This is a genomic window from Ruegeria sp. CDSB117, from assembly GCF_059611005.1.
In genome coordinates this window covers 503,232-527,827 of record NZ_JBXWOS010000001.1, presented here as the reverse complement: position 1 = coordinate 527,827, position 24,596 = coordinate 503,232, and the positions used below count along the sequence as shown (strand labels likewise).

Genomic DNA, 24,596 nt, shown 5'->3' with positions numbered 1-24,596 from the left:
GGCAGAAACGGAGGTATTCATGTACAAAAAAATTCTCGTCCCAATGGCGCTGGATCATGGGATCTCGCCGCACACTTTGGAAATCGCCAAGGCCTTGTCGGCTGAAGGGGCCGAGATTGTGGCCCTGCATGTCTACGAGATGCCTCAGGGCTCAGTCAGTGCCTATCTCGACAAGGATGTCGTCGCCGAGGGCTTTCGCGCGGCACGCACCTTGTTGCGGGAAAAAGTTTCTGGGCTTGAAGGCGTTCAGGCCGAGATTGTCAAAGGTCACACGGCTCGCACGGTGATCGACTTTGCGACACAAAACAAATTTGACTGCATCGTCATCGGTTCGCACGAGCCGGGCGTCAGCGACTATTTTCTGGGATCGACCGCCTCGCGTGTCGTCCGTCATGCGCCTTGCGCCGTGCATGTGCACCGCGGGCTGTAACCCGTCAATCGCGCTAATTGCGCCCCATACAGGACTAACATATCGGACATGAACATAGACAAAAAGATCACCGACGATCTGGTGGCCAACGACATCTCATTCGTAACCACAGTTCCGTGCAAGCAATTGGCCGGCGTTATTGACGAAATCGACGCACATGAAGACATCTTTCACATCCCGTCGAACAAAGAGGATGAAGGCATGGGCCTGTGCGCCGGTGCCTGGATGGGCGGCAAACGTCCTGCGATCATTATGCAGAACACGGCCATCGGCGTAACCATCAACACGTTGGCAACGTTGATCCAATACTACCGTATGCCCTTGCCGATGTTGATCTCATATCGCGGAGAGCTGCGCGAACCCGTCGCCTGCCAGGTCGAGATGGCGGTGCATACCAAGGCGCTTCTGGCCCAGATGAACATCCCGACCTACCACTTTCATCATCAATCGGATGTCGAAGAGCTGGATGCGATCCTGAAATACACCTTTATGTGCAACAAGCCGGTCGCCATTCTGACCGACGCCAATTTCTGGGGAGGCTATGGCGACCAATGATCCGTTCTGAGATTCTTAAAGAAATCGCCCCGATCCTGCGAGATCAACTGGTTGTCTGCAATATCGGCATCCCAAGTCAAGAGCTGCACGCCATCGACGACCGGCCCACCAATTTCTACATGCTGGGCACTATGGGGTTGGCCTCAAGCATCGGCCTGGGTCTGGCCTTGTCTCAGCCAAAGCCGGTCATCGTAATCGACGGCGACGGGTCTATCCTGACCAACCTCGGCACCTTGCCGACCATCGCCAACAACGTGGCTGATAACTACATCTTGCTGATTGTCGATAACGGATCTTATGGGTCGACCGGGGATCAGCCGACTTACGCGGGCAAAAAGACATCGCTGGCGGCTGTGGCGCAGGCCTGTGGTTGCGAGAATGTGGTCGAGTGCCAGGCCGAAGACACTGGCGCCGCATTGCAGGCAGCGCTCGACAGCGGCCAAATGACAATCATCGTCAGCAAGTGCGAAAGCGGCAATGCCAAGATGCCGGTAATCACGATGGACCCGGTTGTGATCCGCGACCGCTTTATGAAGGCCGTCCAAGCGTCCTAAAGAAGTCGACCTGCAGGTATTCAGCTTACGCCGTCCCGTTCGGGGCGGCGTTTCTTTGGTCGATTGCACCCCAATTTGATGCAGTTTCCTGAATGTGATATGACGATACGTAAAGTGAATTTCAAAAACATTTTTAGAAGTTTCATCGCAAGGGGGAAAATTATGAAATTCAAATTGCTTGCGCAAAGCGTACTTTTCGGTGCCGGGCTGTTGATGGTTGGCCTAACGCCAGCGCAGTCTCAGACCCGCGAGGAAAGTCAGGGCATGGTTCTGCTGCGCGGTTTGCCGACGTTGGATACAAATCACAGCATCGCGATTGTCGAGCTGGATCCGGAATCCGACCAGTTCGGAGAGCTACTAAGCGAAGTTGAACAGCCGGATATTCAGCATCCATTGCATCACCTCTACTACAGCCCGAACGGGCGTCTCTATTCGACCGGATTGGACCCGTCCTGCAGTCTGGCCGAGATCGGGCTGTCCCGCGATTCCAGCGGAACGCCGGTGATCGAAGGCTTTATCTGTCTGGATACCCAAGGGCAGATCGTTGGCGAGGACATCATGTGGGCCACATCGAACGGGCAGGAGTATATGTTCGTAACCTTTATGGGTGGCACTGGGGGCGATGATGGCGGCTCGGTCGGTGTCTTTGACACTCAGACTAATGAGGTGGTCAAAATTATCGAAGCACGCAAAAGCCAAGTCGGCGAGGGCGAGCCATACATCATGTACCCACACGGGATATCTGCGTTCGACGACCGCATGGTGGTCACCTCGACGATACATCCCGATATGGCGACTGGCGTGGGGAATGTGTTGACGATCATAGATCTCAACACGCTTGAACCCATTCAGAACATCGTTGTGGAAAAAGAAAAGCCGTTGAATTTTCCGTCTTCACCGGTCGAGGTGCTGTTCGCGCGGCCTGACATGCACGCTGACATTGAACCGGCCATTCTGGCCAACACGATGTTCGGGTTCGAGACCTGGAAAATCCCCTATGACGCCGGTTCCAAAACCTTTGGTGAAGCCGAAGTCATATATAGTGGCGTGGCCAATGAAACCGCAGTTCCGCTGGAGTTCTATGGCACTGAAGATGAACTGTTCATCTCTCATGGGCTGCCGGGTGTTGTGAAGCGCTATGAATTGGCCGCACTGCCCGAGCTTGTGTCCAGCGGACCGGATATCGTTGCCGATCCGGGTGCACATCACATGATCTTTTTCACGTCCGCCTCTGGCCGGGACCTGATCGCCGTTCAGAATAACCTGCTAAACCTGGGCAACGCGGCTGATGACGATCCTACGGATGTGGATTTTATTGCCGACCTGAACGCACACACCATCACGATCCACGATCTTGAGACAGGTGAACGTATCGCCGAGGTCAATTTCAAAGAACGCTACAACAAAGGCGTGGACAACGTTGAAGGGCTGTTCGGTTCGGGTTTTGTGCACCACCATTAATGCTCTGGGGGCGTTATGCTTCGGGTGTTTTTGACAGCAGCCGTCGCTGTGGTGATCGCGGCGACGGCGTGGGTCTTCTGGGACCGCGCACGCGGGCCGACGGCGACGCCGATTGCTGGCTTCTCGGCGCCTTTTGTTTTCGGACGCTTTGCTGTGCCCCCGGACAACCCGCTGACGGAAGAGGCCTTTGCCCTTGGGCGGCACCTGTTCTACGACCCCATCCTGTCCGGCAACAATCAGGTCTCGTGCGCGACATGCCATATGCAGGCCCTTGCCTTCACTGATGGTCTGGCAAAGTCGCCCGCATTGTCGGGCGGAGAGCTGGAGTTCAGCTCCATGAGTTTGACCAACCTTCTTTGGGGGCAAGAGCGGTTCTTCTGGGACGGTCGCGCAACGTCGTTGGAAGCGCAGGCGTTGATGCCGATTCAACACCCGGACGAGATGGATCAGGACTTGGATGCGCTGATCACCGAACTGCAAGCATCCCGCGATTATCGACGGATGTTCCACAAGGCATACGGGGAAGTCAGCGCTGAAAACGTGGCCCGGGCATTGTCGACCTTCATGCGAATGCTGATTTCGTCGGATTCAAAATACGACAGGTTTCTGCGTGGCGAAGTGCGTTTGACCGCGCAGGAAGAACATGGTCGCAAACTATTCATGGCGCATCCGGACACCAAGGTTTCATTGCGTGGTGGGAACTGCATCGACTGCCACAGCCAGTTTTTGACTTCCGGGTTTCGGGACGCATTGGATGGGTTTTCAAACAACGGCCTGGATTCCGATGACGACCTGCCGGATGGTCTGATGGCTGTGACAGACAATCCGGCGCACAAGGGCTTCTTCAAAGTGCCGACACTGCGCAACATCGCAGTAACTGCGCCCTACATGCATGATGGTCGGTTCGAGACGTTAGAAGAGGTCATGGATCACTACAATGACGGGATTGTCGTCAGCGATACGCTCAGCCCTTTGATCCTTGAGGCCGACAATGCACCAGAGGCCGGGCAGGGCACTGTGGGCCTGCGTATGACGCCCGACGAAGTGCAGTCCATCATCGCGTTCCTGCACACGCTGACGGATGAGGGTTTTTTGACAAACACACAGTTATCCAATCCTTTCGGAGGAGACGGCTGATGCGTATTTGGATGACGGGGCTTGCGATACTGTTGGTCGTTGGCGGAGCGTTGTTCTTTGCTCTTGGTCCGCAGCGCACCACGTCGATCACTTTGACCTTTCACGCGAAGATGGGTGACGATCCGTTGGTATTTGATGAGTTCTTGTACGAAAACCCCGGCGGGCCCGGCACGTTCAGGGTTCGTGACTTTCGGCTCTACCTCAGCAACCTGACCCTCTCGCAAGATGGGGCACTGTTTGCTGAGCCTGACAGCTATCATCTGCTCCGGTTCGACAACCCGGAAACAACCCATTCGCTCAGGCTGAACGACATTCCCGTGAGCAGCATTGAGCAGGTCCGTTTCATGATCGGCGTAGACCCAGAAGCCAATGGCTCGATCCAAGCGCGCGGGGACCTGGACCCGAACAGCCAAATGGCCTGGAATTGGGAGGTCGGCTATAAATTCGTCGTGATGGAAGGAACGTTGCGGATCGGGGAAGAGGTCGCTCCGCTGGTCTACCACGTTGGGTTTTCGGAAAACGCGCGCGAGGTCGATATTCAGTTGCCACCGGATTTCGGTTCTGATGGCAATGTTGACCTGCACGTGAACGTAGATGTTGCAAAGCTTTTTGACGGGCCTTCGCAAATTGACCTGCAAAAGCTCTCATCGGTCAAGTTCAACCGCGAAGACTCCGCCATGCTGGCCGACAATTACGCGACCATGATGACCCCGATGTTTCGGTGATTTCGGATCGTGCAAGCCCCTTAGAATCGATAGGTCGCGCCGATCAACGGGCCGGACTGGTCAAACGTGAAATCGTTGCCATCAATCTCGTGATCGAAAGAGATATAGCGATAACCGCCGCGGATCACCCATCTGTCGTTGATTTCATAATCCGCAGTCAGCAAGACCTGCCATGTTTCGCTGTCGCTGCTGAAGCCGCCGTAATCAAAAAAGCCAGTGCCAGACCACCTGTCGTTGAATGCGACGCGGGCTCGGACGCCGATGACCGGGTCTGTCCAGCTTTCATCGACACTGACGGACCGGCCCGGGGCTGCCCCGGGAAGGACGGTGAAATCGGTCTGTGTCCGAAACCAGCGGAAACCGCCGACCAAGTCCACATAGGACGTATCTGTAGTATAAGCCCGGTACCCGACATAGCCGCTGAAAAATTGCGTTGTGAGAGAGGTTTCAAGACCAGAACTTGCCGGACCAGGCGTACCATTGCTGAAAGAGACGTCCACATAGTTGTAGTCGGCCAATAGTGACCATCGCCCGTTCGATGCACCAAAGACGCCCATGAAGGCCAGATCGAGATTTTCTAGCGCGTCAGAGAAGCTGAGTGTTCCATCAACGGTGCCGCGGGCTGTTTCCTGCGTAACTTCCGTTTCAGGCATGAACAGGTATATTGTTGCCTCATAGGACCAATCGGACTGCTGCGCCACAGCGACAGTTGTCATTGGAATCCAGGTCGCCACGGCCCACGCAGCGGTTGTTATTGCCCTCTTAAAGACCATTTTGATCCTCCGTTTGTTCCAATTTGGCAATCTGATGTGATTGCTCACTCATTCAGCGGCTTCGCCAGGCTGTTGTACGCGCGTACCGACACGGTTGATATCGGTTTCCGGAAAGAACTCGGACCAGACATGCCAGAATACACCGGCACGCAGGGTCTCGACGCGTTGCAGTTTTCCCTGATCCGACATTCCCCAGAAATCGCAGCGGGTGATGGGCTGACCTCTGTCATTGTACCAAACGCCAAGGCTTTCGTACTTTGGGTCCAGACTGACAACTACGTCACGCCCACCGACATTTGCGTTTACGATCCAGTCATTCTCGACCACGAAATCATCGGTCCAGCAGGCAGCGTCGTTGCCGATCGTGATCCCCCAGACATAGGTCTTGTTCGGAAGCCGGTCGTCCGAACTGTCCATATTGTCCATGACGGGCGCATCCTCCTGATGCTGGCGCGCGATCCCCCAGCCAAACGTAATTTCCGTCACCATATCCAGCAGCCGCAAAAACGGGTTCGGCGAGGGCGTGTTCAGATACACCTCGCCATCGGGAAACGCTTTTTGAAATCCGCGGAACGTCATCCGATAAGTGGGCCAGGGCTGCATCTTTGCTTCGGGGCGCACAGGGCAGGCGGGCCCATCCGCGCCAGTATCGCGATCCGTCTCGCGAAACCCATAGATCTGCTGGATGGGTTCCCCGGTTTCGTTGTCCCGCAGGATCAGGTTGTTGCCGTGTTGGGCCAGAACTTCAAGATCCAGTCGGTTGCCCTCGATGCGTGGGGCATAGCCTTGCCCAAGGTTGGCCATCGCGCAAAAGGTCATGACGATATCTTCGCCACCCAGCCCGTCAGCATTGCCGGCCAAGTGGGGTCGCATGATTTGCGCATCGGGATGCGCGCGGGCGTGACCATTGTTTTCAATAACGATGACCGGCGCGGTCGGGCCGATGAATTTTTGCGCCTCGGCAATAGGAAAGAAGGCCGCAGTGTTGAGTTGGTTCCTCAGCCCCAGATGGACCCACACATAGGGAAATCCATACAAAACCAAAACTAGCAGCGCCGCAATCAGCCACAGCCAGAACGGGCCGCCGCCCAGAATGAAATGCGCAAGCGTAGCGATGGCAAATCCGCTCAACCCCACTGCGATCAGGCGGTATTCGTGCCGGATAAACCGGATCATGTTTTTGCGTTTAACCTTAAGCACCATTTGCGAAATGTCGCCAAGATCGCGGAAATAGACGAACCCGATACCCAGTGAAACGACTAAACCCAGAGCGAAAATGATGTTTCCTGCCATATGGTTATCCTATTTTCGGGTTCCAATAGGCCGCCTGCGGGAAAACTGCGGGCGGTCAGGGATTATTGCTGTGGTGCCGCGCGTTTTATGAGAAACGCGTCGACGGCTAGCTGGGTTTCGGGGCGGGTGTTTTCGATCCCCTCGTAGGGCGCGCCATATGCTGGAGGCACATCCGGGAATTTTTCCTTTCGTGCCATGTGACGACCCAAGATGCGCACAAATTCCTGGCCGCCCCATGCGCCAACCTCGGTCGAGACTGAAAATTCTTCACGAGTATCTCGATAGAGGTCAAAGAACTTGGCCGCGATCGGGTTCTTGCCCGGAGGCGGCAAGATGAGTTTGAGCTGATCCTTGACGATCGCCTCGGGTTTTTTGTCCGAATAGATGATCACGTGATCGCGACGCGATTTGGATTCATCGTCGAAAAGTAGCGCAGCGGATTGATCCACTCCGTCAATCAGGCGGTCGCGCGGTATGAACTCATCAGCACCGGCAAAGCGCGACAAGGTGGTATAAAGGTCCGAGACGTGGATGATACTGTTGAGCAGCCCGTCCGCTTCGATCATGCCGGGCCATCGGATAAAGGCGTCAACTCGTACGCCACCTTCAGTGGTGTCGGCCTTGCCGCCACGGAAGATCATCGGTGTGAACCCAGATTGCGGTGAATATTTGGTAAAATGGCCGTTGTCGCCCATTACAATAACGATGGTGTTCTCAGCCAATCCAAGCTCGTCAATCTTGGCAAAGAGATCTCCAAGCCATTGGTCAAGTAGCTGCATTTTGTCGACATAAAGGCCGCCATTTGCGCTTTTTGGTCCGGTCCGGCCGGTCCGTGTGTTGTCCAGTGGGATCATCGGCCAGTATTGCAGGAAGAACTGATCCTCGCCACCAGCCAAGCGCTCTAGTTCTTCCATGGTCTTGTCTTGGAAGGCTTGGTTCATCTCGTCATACTTGGCCGCGTTCCAACGTTCGCCGGGTTTCATCCTAATTTCGCGGATGGGACCCCCGGCCTCGCCTTCAATCACGGTCATCATGGCCGAGGCGTCGGGGCGGAACCACTTGTCGACAGTATACTTGTCGTCATAATCGTTGATGGCTACGGAAACCTGCTCCTTAATCGCGTCATCGTGGAATATGGTTAACTGCCCCTGCTGATGAATCGCATGCTGGGCATAGTCAAACCCCTGATTCATTGCCCAGCTTTCTGAAATGTCACCCATATGCCATTTGCCAACATGACTCGTGGAGTAGCCGGCCTGCTTAAGCACTTCAGCGAGTGTAATTTCGCCACCCGGCAGGCCTTCTCCGGCAATATCAACTTGTGTGTTCCCCATACCCATACGGACAGGCAGGCGTCCGGTCATTTGTGCCACGCGCGTCGGCGTGCACGATGGTTCGGTGTACATCCGAACCATCCGCATGGCCTGATCCGAGAAGTCATTAATGTTCGGTGTTTCATACCCGCGTACTGCATTCAGCTCTGGGATGCCCATATCCCCAAAGCCCAAGTCATCGATCAGCACACTGACGATATTTGGAGGGTTTCCACCGTTACCTTCCCGAAACGCAGCTAATGCTTGGTCAACGGCTGCGTCATCTTGGGCCCATTGCGATCCAAGCTGTGCTTGAAGGATATAGAATTCCGCATCGTGTTGAATTGGGTTTTCCTGCGCTTCAGCCGATAAGGCAGCAAAGCCCATCGACAACACAAAAACACACTGCAATTTCATTCCAATCTCCCCTTCAGAATACCGACTCCACGGCGCAGGCTGTTTGTCATATTGAAACATTATTATATTTGCTGTTGAAACGCTACGCTGCAAAAGCCGGATGGAGGTAACCTCTAGATTTCTTGGGAAAGTCAGTCACACGCCGGCCGGATGCCACGTGTCTTAGCGGCTGACAGGAGGAACCCCAGAAGGTTGCGCAAAACCACGCGAAATATTCGAGAGAAGCGGCGTGAGTGAACTGTGTGTTTCGGCAGTCAAGCACTTGGCCCGAACACCGACCATCCGGTCGCGCGGACCAGTTCCTGAAATGCAATGCTAGCCAAATGAGAGTTGCCTTTTGCGTCCAGTCCCGGGCTCCATGCTGTGACCGCTGCGATGCCTGGTACGATACACAGGATGCCACCGCCGACACCGCTTTTGGCAGGAAGTCCAACGCGGAATGCAAACTCGCCCGAGGCGTCATAAGATCCGCACATCATCATCAGCGCAGTCACTCTGCGGGCGCGTTGCGCGGACAGAACGGTTGAAGCATCTGCCGGGTTCTGCCCCGCGGCGGCCAGATATCGGCCCGCAACCGCCAATTGACGGCACGACATGGCGATGCTGCATTGGCGGAAATACAGCGACAGAACATCTTCGACTGGCGCTTTTAGGTTTCCCTCGGCTTTCATGAAATGCGCAAGTGCCCTGTTTCTGGACCCTGTCCGCATCTCGGAGTCTGCAACGGCTTTATCCACTTGAATGGACGCATCCTCTGCGAGCGTCCGGCAAAGGTTCAGTACATCATTGACCGCCTCATCAGAGCTTCGGTCTTCTAGCAGAACGTCGGCCACGACGATGGCGCCGGGGTTAATAAACGGGTTTCTGGGAATTCCACGTTCATGTTCGAGCTGGACGATTGAATTAAACGGATCGCCGGAAGGTTCGCGCCCCACACGTTGCCAAAGGGTCGCGCCCACATGTTGCAGGGCCTCTGTCAGCGAAAAAACCTTGGAAATGCTTTGAATGGAAAACAGCGTGTCCGCATTTCCGGCCGAAACAGGCGCGCCGTCAATGGGTGCGACAGCGATGCCGAACTGGTTCAGGTCAACGCTGGCAAGTTCGGGAATATATTGGGCGACCTTCCCGCGTTCCGACATGCCGGCAACGCGATCGGCGATGTCATCCAAAATGACCTGCAACTCACCGGTTTCAATCACGCTGGGTCTCGGCATATGCCTCCTCCGTCCAGACAGAGTGGTCCACGCCTTTGTCAAATTCAGGGAATTTGCTTGCCACAAAGCGGGGCTCAAGATTCTGTCTGCGCTGCGTGAAGTAGTCCACAGTCAGTTTGTACACTGTGCCCGACAGCAGCACGATGGCGACCAGGTTGATGGTTGCCATTACGCCCATGGCTGCATCTGCAAAATTGAACACTGTGCTGACCGCTTGCACCGCGCCCCAGACGACCATGGCAAGACAACCCAGGCGCAAGATGTAGATGGGCACTTTGCCTTCCAGCTTCAGAAACGTCATGGCGTTTTCTGCGTATGAGTAATTGCCCAATATCGACGTAAAGCCAAAAAACACGATTGCGATTGCGATAAAATGGCGGCCGATCTCACCCAGATGGACCGCTGCCGCATCCTGAGTTAACCGCATACCGGTGGCTCCGTCCGGTTCGATGGCGCCAGACAGCAGGATCAGCAATGCGGTCGCGGTGGCGACCAGTATCGTATCCACGAAACAACCAAACGCCTGAACCAAACCCTGGCTCGACGGGTGGTGCGGAGCCGGTGTGGCAACAGCTGCGATATTGGGGGCCGAACCCATGCCAGCTTCGTTTGAAAACAACCCGCGCTTGATACCATTGAGCGCTGCTGCCATCACGCCACCTGTGACGCCGCCTGCGGCTTCCTGAAGGCCAAAGGCTCCTGCAACGATAGACCGCAGCATTGCAGGCACCTGTGGCAGGTTCAGGACAACGACAACACAGGCCAGCAACAGGTAAAGCCCAGCCATGAGCGGCACGACGATTTCGGCAAATCGCGCAATGGTTCGGATGCCGCCAAAGATGACCACAGCAGCGGCAGCCGCCAGCGCCAGACCAGCAATCAATTTGTTCAACCCGAACGCGCCTTCGAACGCCTCAGCGATTGAGTTGGATTGGACGGCGACAAAAACCAGGCCGAAACTGACGATCAGGCAGATCGAAAAGATCACCCCGGCCCAGGGCGCGTTCAGGGCATTGGCCATGTAAAAAGCAGGACCGCCACGGAACCGCCCGTTCGAAGACGTGACCTTGTAAAGTTGCGCCAGTGTGCTTTCAGAATAGGCCGTGGCCATCCCGACCAAGGCTACGATCCACATCCAGAAAATTGCGCCGGGGCCACCCAAGGTTAAAGCCACGGCGACACCGGCCAGGTTTCCGGTGCCAACGCGTGACGCCAGACTAACGGTCAGTGCCTGAAACGGTGTAATTCCGCGTTTGTCAGTGGATTTGGACGAGGTCAGAACACGGATCATCTCGCCGAAATGTAGAAACTGCAGCGCGCCCAGACGAATGGTAAAAAATATGCCGACGCCGAGCAACCCGTAGATCAGGACGTAGTTCCAAAGAATAGAGTTAATGCCGTTAACAATTGCTTCCATCGTCCGCCTCCTGAGAACTTAGACCGTTCGAAAAAGCAGCTAAAATACGATGCTTATTCGTCCATCATGCACGAAGGGAGGGTTGTCGAGTCAAGCTTCAAACCCGAAAATCGGCGAAACGTCCCGACATATACAATTGATTTAACGATGAGAATTCATTCGGATGACGTCTTTTTGCGCGGCTTCAACTACAGACTGACCTGCGTGTTCCGAAGGTTGTGAGCGCGCTGCGAAAAGCGCATTCGGGGCGCAGACCGTCCCGAATGCCATAGTCATAGAAGCGTCCAGATGAAGTGTGCTTTGCCTATTCAGCGGCCATCTGTGCCGAAGGTGTCGACATCGAAATCGCACGCTCGTCTTCGGTCATATCTTCTTCGATCCCGTCGAAAAGTGGCGTGGAGAGATAGCGCTCGCCCGTGTCTGGCAACATCACCAGAAAAACGGATCCCTGTGGCGCTTGCTCGGCCACTTTCATAGCAACAGCAAGCGTCGAGCCACCGGATATTCCCGTAAAAATCCCTTCTTCCGACGCCAACCGTCTGGACCATTCAATCCCCTCGGCACCGGGGACAGGGATCAATTCATCATAGTAATCCTTGTCGATCGCCTCTTGCAGAACCCATGGGATAAAGTCTGGGGTCCAGCCTTGGATGGGGTGAGGTTCAAAATTCGGATGGCTTTCGGTGGGTTGGTGACCCTCGTTGCGGGTGTTTGTATAACCCGATGACACAATCGCCGCGTTGGCGGGTTCTGTCAGGATGATTTTCGTGCCGGGGCGCTCTGCGCGAAGAACGCGTGCGACACCGGAAACGGTCCCGCCGGTGCCATAGCCGGTGACCCAGTAGTCCAGCCGCTCACCTTCGAAATCTGCCATGATTTCTCGGGCAGTGGTGTTCTCGTGAATATCGGCATTTGCCGACGTCTCGAACTGGCTGGCCAGAAACCATCCATTCTGTTCGGCTAGTTCCTTGGCTTTGACATACATGCCAAAGCCCTTTTGCGCGCGCGGCGTCAGCACGACCTTTGCGCCGAGAAAGCGCATCAGCTTGCGACGCTCGACCGAGAAGCTGTCGGCCATGGTCAACACAAGGGGATACCCTTTGGCCGCGCATACCATCGCAAGGCCGATCCCGGTGTTACCGGAAGTGGCCTCGACAACGGTTTGACCGGGTTTCAGTCGCCCGTCGCGTTCCGCCGCCTCGATAATGTTCAGCGCGAGGCGATCCTTGACCGAACCCGCGGGATTGAAAGCCTCGAATTTCACATAGACCGTGACATGTGATGGGGCGATCCTGTTGATCCGGATACAGGGTGTGTCACCTACGGTGTCGAGAACACTATCATAAAGCCGTTTGCGTCCTTTAGTCTGCCGAATTCCCATAGCGATACCCCTCGTTCGGTTGGTAACATCCGAGCCAGTTTATACTAATTTCGCGGCTTCGGCGCTTTAAACATTCGTCTTGGAAATGACCGACGGGGTTACACGCTGATCTGCCAGTTCCGGATGCCCATAAGCTTTGGGATACGCCATGGGAACAAACGGGCCTGCGGGAATAACACCATTCCAGCTTCGGCCGAAGTACCCTTGCCGACAGTGATCCAGTGAACTGCTTGCTTCCACTCCGGGCAGATCATGGACGCGACAAAGCCAGCGCCAGAGGTGAGGGTAGTCAAGAATCTTGGCGCCATTCAGCTTCATGCGCAGGTAGTAAACCGGGTCATGGCGGTAGAGTGTCGGGAAAAGCCGCAGATCGGCTTCTGTAAATCGGTCCCCGGTCAGAAAAGGTCTGCCATCGCTGGCCAACCGATTTTCCAACTGCGCCAATGTTTTGAAGTAAGTCCCGAAACTGGCGGCATAGACGTTTTGATCAGACGAGAACCCGGCTTTGTAGGCCCCGTTGTTGATGGCGACAAAGATTTGCTGGTTCAATTCGTCAATTTCAGTCCGGATCGCTGGATCATCCGGGTAAAGGTTTGGCCGGCTGGTTTCATTGCTCGAACTGCTCAGCAGCGCCGCATTTTCATTCAACATACGGATGATCTCAGCGCTTTCGTTGTTGACGATGCGGCTGGTCTTTTTGTCATAGAGGATCGGAACTGAACGTTCGTCTGATCCTTCCGCACGGTAAATGTCGCGAACCAGCCTGAACACTTGTCCCGTTGCGGTTTCCAAGGTGCATTCAGGCAACGTCGCCCCAGTCGCCGACGCAACAAGCTCGGGCGCGAATTGCCAGTTGTTCGGACCCTCTGGGTCGTCTTCTGTGGTGCGATTGGGAAAGGCCACATCCATCGAAATGCTATCCTGCAGTCCCAATATGTTGCGGGCAAGCGTCACCCGATGGCACCACGGGCAATTGAGGGCGACAAACAGGTGATATCGCCCAGGCTCGGCCGGAAACTTCGGTTCGCCGATTGCATGCCGAAAACCACTGACGCCGCGCACGAATTCTCCTCGTGCGCGGCGTTCTGAGGCGTGGGCCTGATCTTCCTGTTTGGAATGGTCGGTCATGCGTGGCCTTACCCTCTCAGGCGGTGGTGCAGGATGATCGGAACCGCAAGGTCTTCCTCATCGCTCAGGTGCCGTTTCAGAAAGGCCTCGATGGCCTCTGAGGTGTCGCGCAGAGATCCGACTTCGGATCGGGCCTGAGCCTCATCCAATTGAATGAGCTTTATCACACGATTGGCCGTCCGTGTGTATTGGTCAAGGACCAGATCGAGATCGGCATGATCCTTTTCCAAAACCTCTAGCCCGGCGTCAAAACGGGCATCCGCAGCAGAAAGCTCGGGGAAGTAGCTATGATCTTCCCAACCGTGATGGCCGTGCAAGTTTCCAACTAGCGCGTTTCCGTAATAGGACAGGCGCGCGGCATACTCTTCGGGGGACAGGTCCTTTTCAAGATAGCTTTCTGCATCGGAGCGAACCAGCCGGGCAAGGCGCCGAAACATCAGATGGGCACCCAGCCAGTGGCGGGTTTTCTCGGTGAAGCCAGGGTGTGCTTCCCAGCTGTCGCGTGGATATTGATCGAGCAAGATCTGCATCTCGCCCGGCATATCAGCGGTGCGAATGTTGTATGTATCAAGCATGCGCTTACTCCTTTCCGCAAACATGTGTGTGGAAAACTCGTACCGTTAGGCTCAAAGGTGCACAGTTGGTGTCTATCACTGCACATCGTTAGTTTTGTGTCGCTCAAATTTGCCAGTTTGGTGCGCATGCCAAGCTCTGGCAGAATAAACCAGAAGTTCAGGCGAGGAAATTGCGCTGCATAGCGAGAGTTTGGACCCTGCGGTAAAGCGGCATTTCGCCACCCTCGGTGGCAGGCGCATTTCTCCCTTTTTGAAATTATGGTCGGTACGGCGTTCTCGCTGATGTTGAGCCGTGATGCGGCTGTTCGAATGGTTTGAAAATCTCTCAGGAAATCAACAAGATCGCATGGATCGACAAACAATGAATGCGACCGCAAACCCTGAGTGTTCAGAGGTTTATGAAGTCGCGAAAAAAATCAGATATGATAGGCGTGAAAGTAATCGAGAGGGTACTCATCAACCACAGAACATTTCTTGGTATTTTCAACTTTGGCATAACAACAGCATGAGACAGGTTGCCGAACTCTACGGGGTCAACGTTGGTCTCTTCAGACGCCAGCAACCTGCGGCTACGCGTATCCCCGGCTTAGACCCGACGGCAAAATGCTCAATTCCACCTTTGCTCGCTAGAGATGCACAGCGGCTAGCAGCGTCCGAATAGCGCAAGGCATCCCTCCGAGTGGCAGCATCGCCCGTTCCAGTGTCACGCCTGTCCGGTCCGGGAATCCAATCAGCACAGGTGGGTTATCGTCGTGCGACCTACCGTGGGACTTAAGGAAGAGGGGCACAAGACGCACCATCTGCGCATCCGTTAGTGAGAAAAGATCAGGCATGTTCACCGCTCGGTGTTCGAACCGGGACACACGAAGCCCAATGGAAATCAATGGGTCCTGCGCCTAATAGATAGTGCTCACTGCAGAATAGAGCCTGCGAAATCGCTTCAATCGCTGGAAGAGCGGGGCCATATCAGCGGGCTCGAACCGATCCGATGTTGGTGGCTGAAGCGCAAGATCGGCTTTACCCAAAGCACCATTGCCACAGGCTGCCAGACGGGCAGCGCCATAGGCCGGACCGGAACTCGCTCCTTCCGAACGCAAAATGGGCTTGCCCGTCACTGTAGCGATCAGGCCCAGCAGGAGATCCGATTGACTGCCTCCTCCAATTGCTGCCAGTTCCGGGAGATTGTCTATCGTGTCTCCGAAGCTCTGGGCGGCGTCAGCAAAGCAAAAGGCAATTGCCTCGACCACGGAACGACAGAGGTCCGCGCGCGTTGTCGAATCCTCAAGACCAAAGAAACAGGCGCGAATATGCGGATCCCCGAGGGGACTGCGTTCACCTGTCAAGTACGGCAGGAAAATCGGCCCACGATCACCGCTGACCGTTTCAGCAAGCGCAACAACTTCGGCAGCGGACAGCCCCAGTTGGCCGCCAATCCAAGAAATTGGCCTTGCGCCGTTCAACATCGCCGCCATTTGATACCAACGGTCGGGCAAAGTGTGTGCGAACGCATGCACATAGCGTTCAGGATTAGGCTTGTACCGACGGTCCGCCACGAACAGCTGGCCGGACGTCCCGAGGGAAATAAAGCCACGTCCCGGTTCGGTCGCGCCCAGAGATATCGCCCCGGTTGCCGCGTCTCCGCCTCCCGCAACGACGGGCACGCCTGGTTTCAACCCGGTTTCAGCTGCGGCGTGCGCCGTCACGGTTCCGACGACGACGTGGCCGTCGAAAACCTGCGGCAGCCAATCGGGCGCTACATCAGCGGCCTCGGCAATTCCGACGTGCCATTTTCGCGATGCCTGATCGAGCCACATTGTACCGGCTGCATCGGAGGTGTCGGTTGCCAACTCACCATGCAGGCATAACCCGATGTAATCCTTGGGCAGCAGGATATGAGCAAGCCGGGCATATTGTGCCGGCTCATGTTGTTTCAACCAGGTGATTTTGGGTGCCGTGAAACCCGGCAAAGGGAGGACGCCAGCGATGTGACCAATCTGCGGTTGGGCTGCGCGCAGTTCAACGCATTCACGTATCGCTCTACTGTCATTCCACAGGATCGCCGGGCGGATCGGGCGCAGATCGCGATCCAGCAAAACGGCCCCATGCATCTGACCGGACAACCCGATGCCTTGCACATCCGACAGCGGGACTTGTTTTGCAAGTTGGCTCAATGCATCGAGAGTCGCCTGCCACCAAATGTCTGGGTGCTGCTCTGACCAACCGGGCTGTGGCGAGGAAGTCTTTATGTCTACTGAAGACGTGGCAAGAATTCGATCGGTATCCGCACAGACAAGTTTGACCGCAGACGTTCCGATATCAATCCCGAGAAACATACGATCCCCTTGCCCGCAGAAACGCCCGGACCTTGCATGGCTATTGATTTTTTAGCGCGCGCAAAGAATATGTAAAAATATGATAAGATCAAGGCGGCTCAGATCCGCAGGCAGACTGACATGACCAAAATAAAGAATATGGAAGAGTTCGCGGCCCTCAGTGGCATCTCGCGGCCTACGGTATCCAAGTACTTTCAAGATCCCGACAGCGTTCGCCCGACAACACGGGCCCGTATCGAAGAGGCGCTGGAGCGGTTCGACTATCGCCCCAATATTTATGCGGTGAACCAGAACCGGAAGCTAACCAAGAATATCGGCATCGTCGTGCCTTATCTGGCTGATCCGTTCTTTGCCGAAATCGCACGCTATTTGGAACAAAGCTGTATTGCGGCGGGGTATCGTCCGTCCCTTTTTAGCTCTCATGGTGAACAAAAACTGGAAAACGACATTCTGGACGGGCTGCAATCCATGAAGCCTGCCGGGGTTTTGTTAGCGCCATTGGGACGGACCTCAGATCAATCAGTGATCGAAAGATTTTGCGCCAATGTGCCGACTGTTTTGTTCGACAGTAACCTTGACGGTCTAGGTGCCGCGTTTATCGGGTCGGACAATTTCAGCTTTGTGTCGCAAACCGTGGAATACATGATCCGGACGGGCGAGCCCCCGTCATTCTTCGAAATGCGAACGCCTGCAAACCCGAACGCCAATAAACGCCGAAAAGCCTATGTTGAAGTCATGGAGCGTCTCGGGTTCGAGCCGCATATCATCAGAGTCGACGGTAAGGGCTGGGCGTTTGAAGAGATCGGTCACAAGGGTGCGCTGAAAGTTCTGGCGGAAAATGAGCTGCGAACAAACTCGGTCCTGTGCAGCAATGACCGGCTGGCAATCGGCTTTCTGGCAGCCTGCTACGAGCAAGGGATTCGGGTCGGGCGACGGGACGATTGCGCGCTGCGTCTGGCTTCAAATGACGATCATCCCTTCGCAAAGTTTACGTGCCCCTCTCTGACCACGGCTGCGCATGACTATGACAACGTTGCCGGGCGTAGCGTTGAAACTCTGTTCGAACTCATTGAAAGTGGAGGGAAATTTGAAACGCGGTCGGAAACGTTGTTCCCTGCCAGACTGGTTTTGAGGGATTCTGCGTAGTCCCAAAATTTAACGCGCGTAAAGTTTTCATTGACGCCGCGACAACTTTCGCATTAGGTTCTCTGTACGACATCCAAGCTCAGGGAGGACAGGGATGTATTTGAGAAACGCACTTCGTGCGGCGACTGCAATGACACTCGTCGCGACGGCAGCAGCTCATGCGGACACCTTAACAATAGCGACCGTGAACAACGGCGACATGATCCGGATGCAGGGCTATACCGATAAATTCACCGAGGCGACCGGCATTGACGTCGAATGGGTGACGTTGGAAGAAAACGTGCTGCGTCAGCGCGTAACTACCGACATCACGACCAAGGGCGGTACGTTCGACATCATGACAATCGGCATGTATGAGACGCCGATCTGGGGCGCGAATGGCTGGCTGGTACCGCTGGATGGCCTGTCCGAAGAATATGACGTTGGTGACATTCTGCCTGCGATGGCAGGTGGGTTAAGCCATGACGGAACGCTTTTCGCGGCGCCGTTTTATGGTGAAAGCTCGATGATCATGTATCGCACTGACCTTATGGAAAAGGCGGGCATGGAAATGCCTGAGGCACCGTCCTGGCAGTTCATCAAAGAGGCCGCCGCCGCGATGACCGACCGCGACGCCGAGATCAACGGCATCTGCCTTCGCGGCAAAGCCGGTTGGGGTGAAGGCGGAGCCTTTATCACTGCGATGTCCAATTCATTCGGTGCCCGCTGGTTCGACGAAGAATGGAAGCCTCAGTTCGATCAGCCCGAGTGGGCAGATACACTGAATTTCTACGTTGAAATGATGAACGAATCCGGTCCTGCCGGCTATGCCACCAATGGGTTTAACGAAAACCTGTCACTGTTCCAGCAGGGCAAATGCGGCATGTGGATCGACGCGACAGTTGCGGCTTCGTTCGTAACCAACCCGGACGACTCCACGGTCGCGGATCAAGTAGGGTTTGCGCTGGCACCTGACACCGGATTGGGCAAACGGTCCAACTGGCTTTGGGCGTGGGCACTGGCTATTCCTGCCGGTACACAGCAAGAAGACGCTGCCAAGCAATTCATCGAATGGGCGACCTCAAAGGACTACATTGAGCTAGTGGCCGAAAGCGAAGGTTGGGCAAACGTTCCCCCGGGTGCACGTACGTCTCTGTACGAGAATCCGGAATACCAAAAGGTTCCTTTCGCCAAGATGACGCTGGATTCGATCCTGTCAGCTGATCCGAACAGCCCGACGGTAAAACCCGTCCCGTATGTTGGCATCCAGTTTGCCGCGATCCCGGAATTCGCAGGCATTGCCACACAGGTGAGCCAGGAGTTCTCGGCGGTATATGCCGGACAGCAAACGGTTGAGGAAGCACTTGCCAAAGCGCAGGCTTTCACAGCTGAAGAAATGGAAGCCGCCGGTTACTGAGGCATCCTCCCAACGGGTGGGCAGAGGTCTGCCCACCCGTTCAACCCTTCCACAATTCGCGTTTTTCTCGCAGGCTGAGTTACGCCTGAACAGAGAGGGTTTGCGTTATGGCTACTCAACATTCTCGATCAGTTGCCCGCCTGATGATGGCACCCGCAGTGGTCCTGCTGCTTGGCTGGATGCTCGTGCCTCTGACGATGACGCTGTATTTTTCTTTCAAGAAGTACCTTCCGCTGCGTGGAGGTGATCTGGGTTGGGTCGGGTTCGACAACTACGTTCGTTTCGTATCCTCCAGTTCCTTCTGGCCCGCGGTTCAAGCAACATTGGTGATCGTTGGCGGCGTGCTGGTGATTACGGTCATTCTGGGCATTCTGCTGGCCATGCTTCTGGATCAGCCCATGTGGGGGCAGGGCGTTGTCCGCATCCTTGTGATCGCGCCATTCTTTGTCATGCCGACCGTATCAGCGCTGGTCTGGAAGAACATGTTCATGGACCCGGTGAACGGTTTGCTGGCCCATCTGTGGCGCTTTTTCGGGGCTGAGCCGATTTCGTGGCTGTCCGAGGCTTCGATGACCTCAATCGTTATGATCGTATCCTGGCAGTGGCTGCCCTTTGCTACGCTGATCCTGCTGACCGCTATACAGTCCTTGGACAGTGAACAGCTGGAAGCAGCCGAGATGGACGGCGCGCCGGTTCTGAAACGCTTTTATCACATCATCCTGCCGCATCTTGGTCGCGCCATAACGATTGTGATCCTGATCCAGACGATCTTTCTACTGTCGATCTTCGCCGAGATTTTCGTGACCACCGGCGGCGCCTTCGGCACCCGTACACTGACCTACATGATCTTCCAGCGCGTGTTGGAAAGCCAGAACGTTGGCCTCGGATCTGCCGGTGGTGTCTATGCAATCATCCTTGCCAATATCGTTGCCATCTTCCTGATGCGCATTGTCGGCAAAAACCTGGACGCGTGAGGAGACAAAACCATGGCCCGCACCGTCACGACACAACGCAAAACACTAAACACCGCCCTTGCCTGGGCCGTAGGTCTGCTGATCTTCTTCCCGATCCTCTGGACGATCCTGACCAGCTTCAAGACCGAGGCGCAGGCGATTGCAAGCCCACCGATCTTCCTCAACTTCGACTGGACGCTCGAAAATTACGCCATCGTGCAGGAACGCTCTGACTATATGCGGTTCCTGTGGAATTCAGTCATCATCGCAGGCGGATCAACACTTTTGGGTGTAATCGTCGCGATACCCGCAGCCTGGGCGATGGCGTTTGTTCCGTCCAGACGCACCAAGGACATTCTGTTGTGGATGCTGTCCACAAAGATGTTGCCCGCAGTTGGTGTTCTGTACCCGATCTACTTGCTGTTCATTCAGCTGGGTTTGCTGGACAGTCGCGGCGGGCTGGTCGTGGTGCTGATGCTGATCAACCTGCCGATCATCGTCTGGATGCTCTACACCTATTTCCGCGAAATTCCGGGGGAAATCCTTGAAGCGGCAAGGATGGACGGTGCGACGCTGAAAGAGGAAATCCTTTATATCCTGACACCCATGGCCATCCCCGGCATCGCATCGACCGTTCTGTTGAACTTTATCTTAGCTTGGAACGAGGCGTTCTGGACCCTAAACCTGACGGCCGTCGACGCGGCCCCACTCACTGCATTCATCGCCAGCTATTCCAGCCCCGAAGGCTTGTTCTTTGCCAAGCTTAGCGCGGCCTCGACCATGGCGATTGCACCCATCCTGATCCTTGGCTGGTTCAGCCAGAAACAACTTGTCCGCGGCCTGACTTTCGGCGCTGTGAAATAAGGAAGACTTCGTATGGGACGTATACAACTCAAGTCCGTGACCAAAAGCTTCGGCGACGTAGAGGTCATTCCCCCGCTGGATCTGACCATCGAAGATGGCGAGTTCACCGTATTTGTCGGCCCCTCGGGTTGCGGCAAGTCCACTTTGCTGCGCCTGATTGCGGGACTGGAAGACATGACTTCTGGCTCCATCGACATTGACGGCGCCGACGCAACAGACGTGCCGCCTGCCAAACGCGGGCTGGCGATGGTGTTCCAATCCTACGCCTTGTATCCGCACATGACCGTTCGCAAGAACATCGCATTTCCGCTGCGCATGGCGAAACTGGATCAGGCTGAGATCGACAAGCGGGTTGAAGGTGCGGCGAGCGTTCTGAACCTGACCGACTACCTGGATCGTCGTCCCGGCCAATTGTCTGGCGGGCAACGTCAAAGGGTGGCCATCGGTCGGGCCATTGTACGCGAACCGGCTGCGTTCCTATTTGATGAACCGCTGTCGAACCTGGACGCCGCCTTGCGCGTTGGCATGCGGCTGGAAATCAGCGAACTGCACGAGCGTCTGGCGACTACGATGATCTACGTCACCCACGACCAGGTCGAGGCCATGACTATGGCCGACAAGATCGTTGTGCTTCAGGCAGGTGTGATCGAACAGGTTGGCAGCCCGTTGGAGCTGTACCGTACGCCGCGCAACCTGTTTGTTGCAGGCTTCATCGGTTCGCCCAAGATGAACTTCATCGAAGGCCCAGAGGCGGAAAAGCTCGGTGCCCAAACCATCGGAATTCGCCCTGAACACATTGCGGTGTCTGAATCTGAAGGAGACTGGTCCGGCGTCGTAAGCGTTTCTGAGCACCTTGGTTCGGACACTTTCTTCCACGTCCACGAAACAGGGTTGGCCGAGACCATCACCGTCCGTGCAGATGGCGAGGTTAACTTTCGCCACGGTGACCGAATCCATCTGACACCACGACCGGATGTCATCCACCGGTTTGACGCGAAAGGCTTGCGGATCGAATGACGCGCCTGGCAGGCAAAACCGCCCTGATCACCGGGGCAGCGAGAGGCATTGGACTGGCGTTTGCCAAGGCTTATGTGGCTGAGGGCGCACGCGTCGCCATCGCCGATATAGACATGCAGCGCGCACAGAGCGCTGCAACTGAGATCGGCGCAGCCGCGTTGGCCGTCGAGATGGACGTGACTAGCCAACAAAGCATTGAAGACGCCGTTGCTCGAACGGCGGCACATTTTGGCCCAATTGACGTTCTGATCAACAATGCGGCCATCTTCTCCGCCGCTCCAATCGTTGAAATTGAGCGCGCTGACTACAATCGCGTTTTTGACATCAACGTCGCTGGCGCGCTGTTTACGATGCAGGCCGTCGCGCGCCACATGATTGATCGCGGAACCAAAGGTCGGATCATCAACATGGCGTCGCAGGCCGGGCGCAGGGGCGAGCCGTTGGTCGCCGTGTACTGTGCCAGCAAAGCCGCGATCATATCTTTGACCCAATCAGCCGGGCTGAACCTGATCTCTCATGGGATCAACGTTAATGCGATTGCCCCTGGTGTTGTCGATGGCGAGCACTGGGATGGTGTTGATGCGTTTTTCGCAAAGCACGAAGGCAAACCACTGGGTCAGAAGAAACGCGAAGTGGCTGCAGCCGTTCCTTATGGCCGAATGGGCCGCGCCGAAGATCTGACCGGGATGGCCGTGTTTCTGGCTTCTGACGATGCCAAGTACATCGTCGCACAAACCTACAATGTCGACGGCGGAAACTGGATGAGCTGATGGATCCTGTGGCGAATGCAAACCCTCCGATATGGTTACGGCGAAATACCCTTTCAGACCTGCCTGCGACGGTCAGAACCCCGGTGTATGAGCGTTCGGATCTGACGCCCGGCATTGTCCATATCGGACTTGGCAATTTTCATCGCGCGCATCAGGCTTGGTATGTTCACCAGTTGATGCAGTTGGGCCAGGCCCATGACTGGGCAATCATCGGGGCCGGTGTCCGAAGCTATGACGCCGACATGCGAGAACGACTGCTGGCGCAGGACTGCCTGACAACGCTGATCGAACTGGACCCAAAAGGAATGTCCGCCGAAGTGATTGGTCCGATGATCGACTACTTGCCGATCGAAGACGACAATGCCGCGCTTATCCGGACGATGGCCGACCCTGCCATTCGGATTGTGTCGCTGACTGTAACCGAAGGCGGGTACTTTCCGGACGCCAACACTGACGCGTTCGATACGGATCACGCAGATATTCTGCACGATGCCGAGAACCCAAACCAGCCGCGTACGGCTTTCGGCGCTATAGTCGCGGCGCTCAGGCAACGGCGCACAAATGGCTTGAAGCCCTTTACCGCACTCAGCTGCGATAACCTTCAAGGCAACGGTGGGATTTTGCGAAACTGTGTTGTTGGTTTGGCGCGTCTATCCGACCCGGATCTGGCCGATTGGATCGATCAGAATGGCGCGTTCCCAAACTCGATGGTTGACTGCATCGTGCCCGCAACGACCGAGCAGGTCGTATTGCAATGCCGCACACTGGGCGTCGACGACCGCGTACCAGTCACGCATGAGAACTTTCGCCAATGGGTGATTGAGGACGATTTCTGCGCCGGGCGACCGCCCCTCGAAGAGGTCGGAGTAACACTGACGCAGGACGTCCACAGCTACGAAGCGATGAAACTGCGCATATTGAATGGAGGTCACCAACTGCTCGCAAATGTCGGGGAGATTCTGAATGTGGCCACGATTTCAGACTGCATGCAGGACCCGGACATCGTGGCGTTTTTCAGAAAAGTTCAGACAGAAGAGATTTTGCCTCATGTCGAAGCTGTTCCCGGGACGACAGCAAAAGAGTACCTCGGGTTGGTTAAGAGGCGATTTGCCAACACTGCTATTCACGATACAACACGTCGGGTCGCATTTGACGGGTCGGCGCGACATCCCGGGTTCCTACTACCGTCGCTGCGCGCAGCAACTGCGTCTGGCTCTTCGGTAAACGGGCTCGCGTTGGCCGAAGCATTCTGGTGCCGGATGTGCGTAGGTGTTCGTGAAGATGGCTCCGAAATCGCCCCGAATGACCCCCAATGGGAGAAACTACATAAAACCGCACAGGCGTCCAAAGCCGACCCACAGCTTTGGCTCGAACAAAGCCAATATTGCGGTGAATTTGGCCGTGGCACAAAGTTCTCTGAAGCATTTGCCCGGTGGCTAACCGGGATCTGGCAGAGTGGCAGTCGAGCAGTTTTAGCTGAATATGTCTCTAACGGCTCAATGCCACACTAAATTAGTGTCACTCAGGTTATTCAATTGCGGACACATCTTTCTTTTTTCGTCGGCTAAGGGTTGTCGCAAATTGCCTTGCTGCCCCGGCATCCATAGGATGCACAGCCTGCCCTCCAATCTTTGCTGCAACTTCCCTTGCGATCCGAACAGGGCGCGATAAGTCTCTGCCCCGTATCTCGATTTGAAGGTGTTCGAGCTCGGCGCGCAGGTGCGAGATTTGTGCTTCAGCATCG

Annotated in this window: 22 protein-coding genes; 13 read left to right on the top strand and 9 right to left on the bottom strand. The window is 55.6% G+C overall.

Annotated features, from left to right (window positions below):
- The first annotated feature begins 19 nt into the window (after nucleotides 1-19).
- The 6 genes from AC2FJC_RS02570 to AC2FJC_RS02545 all read left to right on the top strand — a co-directional run bounded on the left by AC2FJC_RS02570 (nucleotide 20) and on the right by AC2FJC_RS02545 (nucleotide 4,862).
- Nucleotides 20-430, top strand: coding sequence for a universal stress protein (locus tag AC2FJC_RS02570; RefSeq protein WP_058279409.1), 411 nt, complete (start codon nucleotides 20-22; stop codon nucleotides 428-430).
- Between the two features lie 48 nt (nucleotides 431-478).
- Nucleotides 479-985 carry a sulfopyruvate decarboxylase subunit alpha gene (comD, locus tag AC2FJC_RS02565; protein WP_496738288.1) on the top strand — a complete coding sequence of 169 codons (507 nt, stop codon included), beginning with the start codon at nucleotides 479-481 and terminating at the stop codon, nucleotides 983-985.
- Nucleotides 982-1,539 (top strand): sulfopyruvate decarboxylase subunit beta, encoded by a 558-nt coding sequence (comE, locus tag AC2FJC_RS02560; protein WP_496738287.1) that lies wholly within the window; start codon nucleotides 982-984, stop codon nucleotides 1,537-1,539. Before comD ends, comE begins: the two co-directional genes overlap by 4 nt.
- 162 nt (nucleotides 1,540-1,701) lie before the next feature.
- Nucleotides 1,702-3,000: a hypothetical protein gene (locus AC2FJC_RS02555; RefSeq protein WP_496738285.1), complete on the top strand. Its 1,299-nt coding sequence runs from the start codon at nucleotides 1,702-1,704 to the stop codon at nucleotides 2,998-3,000.
- Nucleotides 3,001-3,015: 15 nt separating this feature from the next.
- Nucleotides 3,016-4,137, top strand: a complete 1,122-nt coding sequence (locus AC2FJC_RS02550) for a cytochrome-c peroxidase (RefSeq protein WP_496738284.1) — start codon at nucleotides 3,016-3,018, stop codon at nucleotides 4,135-4,137.
- Entirely contained in the window at nucleotides 4,137-4,862 is a 726-nt protein-coding gene (locus AC2FJC_RS02545) for an MbnP family protein (RefSeq protein ID WP_496738283.1), read from the top strand. Before AC2FJC_RS02550 ends, AC2FJC_RS02545 begins: the two co-directional genes overlap by 1 nt.
- A 20-nt stretch (nucleotides 4,863-4,882) precedes the next feature.
- On the opposite strand, the gene AC2FJC_RS02540 is transcribed toward AC2FJC_RS02545, so the two are convergent.
- The 9 genes from AC2FJC_RS02540 to xylB all read right to left on the bottom strand — a co-directional run bounded on the left by AC2FJC_RS02540 (nucleotide 4,883) and on the right by xylB (nucleotide 16,706).
- A complete protein-coding gene (locus AC2FJC_RS02540) occupies nucleotides 4,883-5,635 on the bottom strand; it encodes an outer membrane protein (RefSeq protein ID WP_496738281.1) in 753 nt (250 codons plus the stop codon).
- Between the two features lie 48 nt (nucleotides 5,636-5,683).
- Nucleotides 5,684-6,928 (bottom strand): DUF3179 domain-containing (seleno)protein, encoded by a 1,245-nt coding sequence (locus AC2FJC_RS02535; RefSeq protein ID WP_496738280.1) that lies wholly within the window; start codon nucleotides 6,926-6,928, stop codon nucleotides 5,684-5,686.
- 62 nt (nucleotides 6,929-6,990) lie between these two features.
- Nucleotides 6,991-8,658 (bottom strand): sulfatase-like hydrolase/transferase, encoded by a 1,668-nt coding sequence (locus AC2FJC_RS02530; protein ID WP_282118903.1) that lies wholly within the window; start codon nucleotides 8,656-8,658, stop codon nucleotides 6,991-6,993.
- 254 nt (nucleotides 8,659-8,912) lie between these two features.
- The gene (locus AC2FJC_RS02525; protein WP_496738279.1) at nucleotides 8,913-9,872 is read right to left on the bottom strand and encodes a glutaminase; all 960 of its coding nucleotides are present in this window, start codon (nucleotides 9,870-9,872) and stop codon (nucleotides 8,913-8,915) included.
- Complete coding sequence (locus tag AC2FJC_RS02520) at nucleotides 9,850-11,289, bottom strand: alanine/glycine:cation symporter family protein (RefSeq protein ID WP_496738278.1); 1,440 nt, start codon at nucleotides 11,287-11,289, stop codon at nucleotides 9,850-9,852. Before AC2FJC_RS02520 ends, AC2FJC_RS02525 begins: the two co-directional genes overlap by 23 nt.
- A 304-nt stretch (nucleotides 11,290-11,593) precedes the next feature.
- Nucleotides 11,594-12,670 carry a PLP-dependent cysteine synthase family protein gene (locus tag AC2FJC_RS02515; RefSeq protein ID WP_496738277.1) on the bottom strand — a complete coding sequence of 359 codons (1,077 nt, stop codon included), beginning with the start codon at nucleotides 12,668-12,670 and terminating at the stop codon, nucleotides 11,594-11,596.
- A gap of 66 nt (nucleotides 12,671-12,736) precedes the next feature.
- Nucleotides 12,737-13,798 carry a glutathione S-transferase C-terminal domain-containing protein gene (locus AC2FJC_RS02510; RefSeq protein WP_496738276.1) on the bottom strand — a complete coding sequence of 354 codons (1,062 nt, stop codon included), beginning with the start codon at nucleotides 13,796-13,798 and terminating at the stop codon, nucleotides 12,737-12,739.
- A gap of 8 nt (nucleotides 13,799-13,806) precedes the next feature.
- On the bottom strand, nucleotides 13,807-14,373 hold the full coding sequence (locus AC2FJC_RS02505; RefSeq protein ID WP_496725530.1) for a hemerythrin domain-containing protein: 567 nt from the start codon (nucleotides 14,371-14,373) through the stop codon (nucleotides 13,807-13,809).
- An 896-nt stretch (nucleotides 14,374-15,269) separates the two neighbouring features.
- Complete coding sequence (gene xylB, locus AC2FJC_RS02500; protein ID WP_496738275.1) at nucleotides 15,270-16,706, bottom strand: xylulokinase; 1,437 nt, start codon at nucleotides 16,704-16,706, stop codon at nucleotides 15,270-15,272.
- A 120-nt stretch (nucleotides 16,707-16,826) separates the two neighbouring features.
- Here xylB and AC2FJC_RS02495 point away from each other — a divergent pair, with 120 nt between their 5' ends.
- From AC2FJC_RS02495 to AC2FJC_RS02465, 7 genes are all read left to right on the top strand, one after another.
- Nucleotides 16,827-17,852, top strand: coding sequence for a LacI family DNA-binding transcriptional regulator (locus AC2FJC_RS02495; protein ID WP_496738274.1), 1,026 nt, complete (start codon nucleotides 16,827-16,829; stop codon nucleotides 17,850-17,852).
- Between the two features lie 94 nt (nucleotides 17,853-17,946).
- On the top strand, nucleotides 17,947-19,248 hold the full coding sequence (locus AC2FJC_RS02490; RefSeq protein ID WP_282154165.1) for an ABC transporter substrate-binding protein: 1,302 nt from the start codon (nucleotides 17,947-17,949) through the stop codon (nucleotides 19,246-19,248).
- Nucleotides 19,249-19,355: 107 nt separating this feature from the next.
- On the top strand, nucleotides 19,356-20,222 hold the full coding sequence (locus AC2FJC_RS02485; RefSeq protein ID WP_108859810.1) for a carbohydrate ABC transporter permease: 867 nt from the start codon (nucleotides 19,356-19,358) through the stop codon (nucleotides 20,220-20,222).
- Between the two features lie 12 nt (nucleotides 20,223-20,234).
- Nucleotides 20,235-21,065, top strand: a complete 831-nt coding sequence (locus tag AC2FJC_RS02480; protein ID WP_109310934.1) for a carbohydrate ABC transporter permease — start codon at nucleotides 20,235-20,237, stop codon at nucleotides 21,063-21,065.
- Between the two features lie 12 nt (nucleotides 21,066-21,077).
- Nucleotides 21,078-22,082: an ABC transporter ATP-binding protein gene (locus AC2FJC_RS02475; RefSeq protein WP_496738273.1), complete on the top strand. Its 1,005-nt coding sequence runs from the start codon at nucleotides 21,078-21,080 to the stop codon at nucleotides 22,080-22,082.
- The gene (locus tag AC2FJC_RS02470) at nucleotides 22,079-22,852 is read left to right on the top strand and encodes an L-iditol 2-dehydrogenase (RefSeq protein ID WP_496738272.1); all 774 of its coding nucleotides are present in this window, start codon (nucleotides 22,079-22,081) and stop codon (nucleotides 22,850-22,852) included. Before AC2FJC_RS02475 ends, AC2FJC_RS02470 begins: the two co-directional genes overlap by 4 nt.
- Nucleotides 22,852-24,363 carry a mannitol dehydrogenase family protein gene (locus tag AC2FJC_RS02465; RefSeq protein ID WP_496738271.1) on the top strand — a complete coding sequence of 504 codons (1,512 nt, stop codon included), beginning with the start codon at nucleotides 22,852-22,854 and terminating at the stop codon, nucleotides 24,361-24,363. The genes AC2FJC_RS02470 and AC2FJC_RS02465 overlap by 1 nt, the downstream gene beginning before the upstream one ends.
- The last annotated feature ends 233 nt before the right edge of the window (nucleotides 24,364-24,596 follow it).

Excerpts from the sequence above, each read along its gene's own strand:
- AC2FJC_RS02570 (WP_058279409.1), top strand. The coding sequence starts at position 20 with ATGTACAAAAAAATTCTCGTCCCAATGGCGCTGGATCATGGGATCTCG.
- comD (WP_496738288.1), top strand. The coding sequence starts at position 479 with ATGAACATAGACAAAAAGATCACCGACGATCTGGTGGCCAACGACATC.
- comE (WP_496738287.1), top strand. The coding sequence starts at position 982 with ATGATCCGTTCTGAGATTCTTAAAGAAATCGCCCCGATCCTGCGAGAT.
- AC2FJC_RS02555 (WP_496738285.1), top strand. The coding sequence starts at position 1,702 with ATGAAATTCAAATTGCTTGCGCAAAGCGTACTTTTCGGTGCCGGGCTG.
- AC2FJC_RS02550 (WP_496738284.1), top strand. The coding sequence starts at position 3,016 with ATGCTTCGGGTGTTTTTGACAGCAGCCGTCGCTGTGGTGATCGCGGCG.
- AC2FJC_RS02545 (WP_496738283.1), top strand. The coding sequence starts at position 4,137 with ATGCGTATTTGGATGACGGGGCTTGCGATACTGTTGGTCGTTGGCGGA.
- AC2FJC_RS02540 (WP_496738281.1), bottom strand. The coding sequence starts at position 5,635 with ATGGTCTTTAAGAGGGCAATAACAACCGCTGCGTGGGCCGTGGCGACC.
- AC2FJC_RS02535 (WP_496738280.1), bottom strand. The coding sequence starts at position 6,928 with ATGGCAGGAAACATCATTTTCGCTCTGGGTTTAGTCGTTTCACTGGGT.
- AC2FJC_RS02530 (WP_282118903.1), bottom strand. The coding sequence starts at position 8,658 with ATGAAATTGCAGTGTGTTTTTGTGTTGTCGATGGGCTTTGCTGCCTTA.
- AC2FJC_RS02525 (WP_496738279.1), bottom strand. The coding sequence starts at position 9,872 with ATGCCGAGACCCAGCGTGATTGAAACCGGTGAGTTGCAGGTCATTTTG.
- AC2FJC_RS02520 (WP_496738278.1), bottom strand. The coding sequence starts at position 11,289 with ATGGAAGCAATTGTTAACGGCATTAACTCTATTCTTTGGAACTACGTC.
- AC2FJC_RS02515 (WP_496738277.1), bottom strand. The coding sequence starts at position 12,670 with ATGGGAATTCGGCAGACTAAAGGACGCAAACGGCTTTATGATAGTGTT.
- AC2FJC_RS02510 (WP_496738276.1), bottom strand. The coding sequence starts at position 13,798 with ATGACCGACCATTCCAAACAGGAAGATCAGGCCCACGCCTCAGAACGC.
- AC2FJC_RS02505 (WP_496725530.1), bottom strand. The coding sequence starts at position 14,373 with ATGCTTGATACATACAACATTCGCACCGCTGATATGCCGGGCGAGATG.
- xylB (WP_496738275.1), bottom strand. The coding sequence starts at position 16,706 with ATGTTTCTCGGGATTGATATCGGAACGTCTGCGGTCAAACTTGTCTGT.
- AC2FJC_RS02495 (WP_496738274.1), top strand. The coding sequence starts at position 16,827 with ATGACCAAAATAAAGAATATGGAAGAGTTCGCGGCCCTCAGTGGCATC.
- AC2FJC_RS02490 (WP_282154165.1), top strand. The coding sequence starts at position 17,947 with ATGTATTTGAGAAACGCACTTCGTGCGGCGACTGCAATGACACTCGTC.
- AC2FJC_RS02485 (WP_108859810.1), top strand. The coding sequence starts at position 19,356 with ATGGCTACTCAACATTCTCGATCAGTTGCCCGCCTGATGATGGCACCC.
- AC2FJC_RS02480 (WP_109310934.1), top strand. The coding sequence starts at position 20,235 with ATGGCCCGCACCGTCACGACACAACGCAAAACACTAAACACCGCCCTT.
- AC2FJC_RS02475 (WP_496738273.1), top strand. The coding sequence starts at position 21,078 with ATGGGACGTATACAACTCAAGTCCGTGACCAAAAGCTTCGGCGACGTA.
- AC2FJC_RS02470 (WP_496738272.1), top strand. The coding sequence starts at position 22,079 with ATGACGCGCCTGGCAGGCAAAACCGCCCTGATCACCGGGGCAGCGAGA.
- AC2FJC_RS02465 (WP_496738271.1), top strand. The coding sequence starts at position 22,852 with ATGGATCCTGTGGCGAATGCAAACCCTCCGATATGGTTACGGCGAAAT.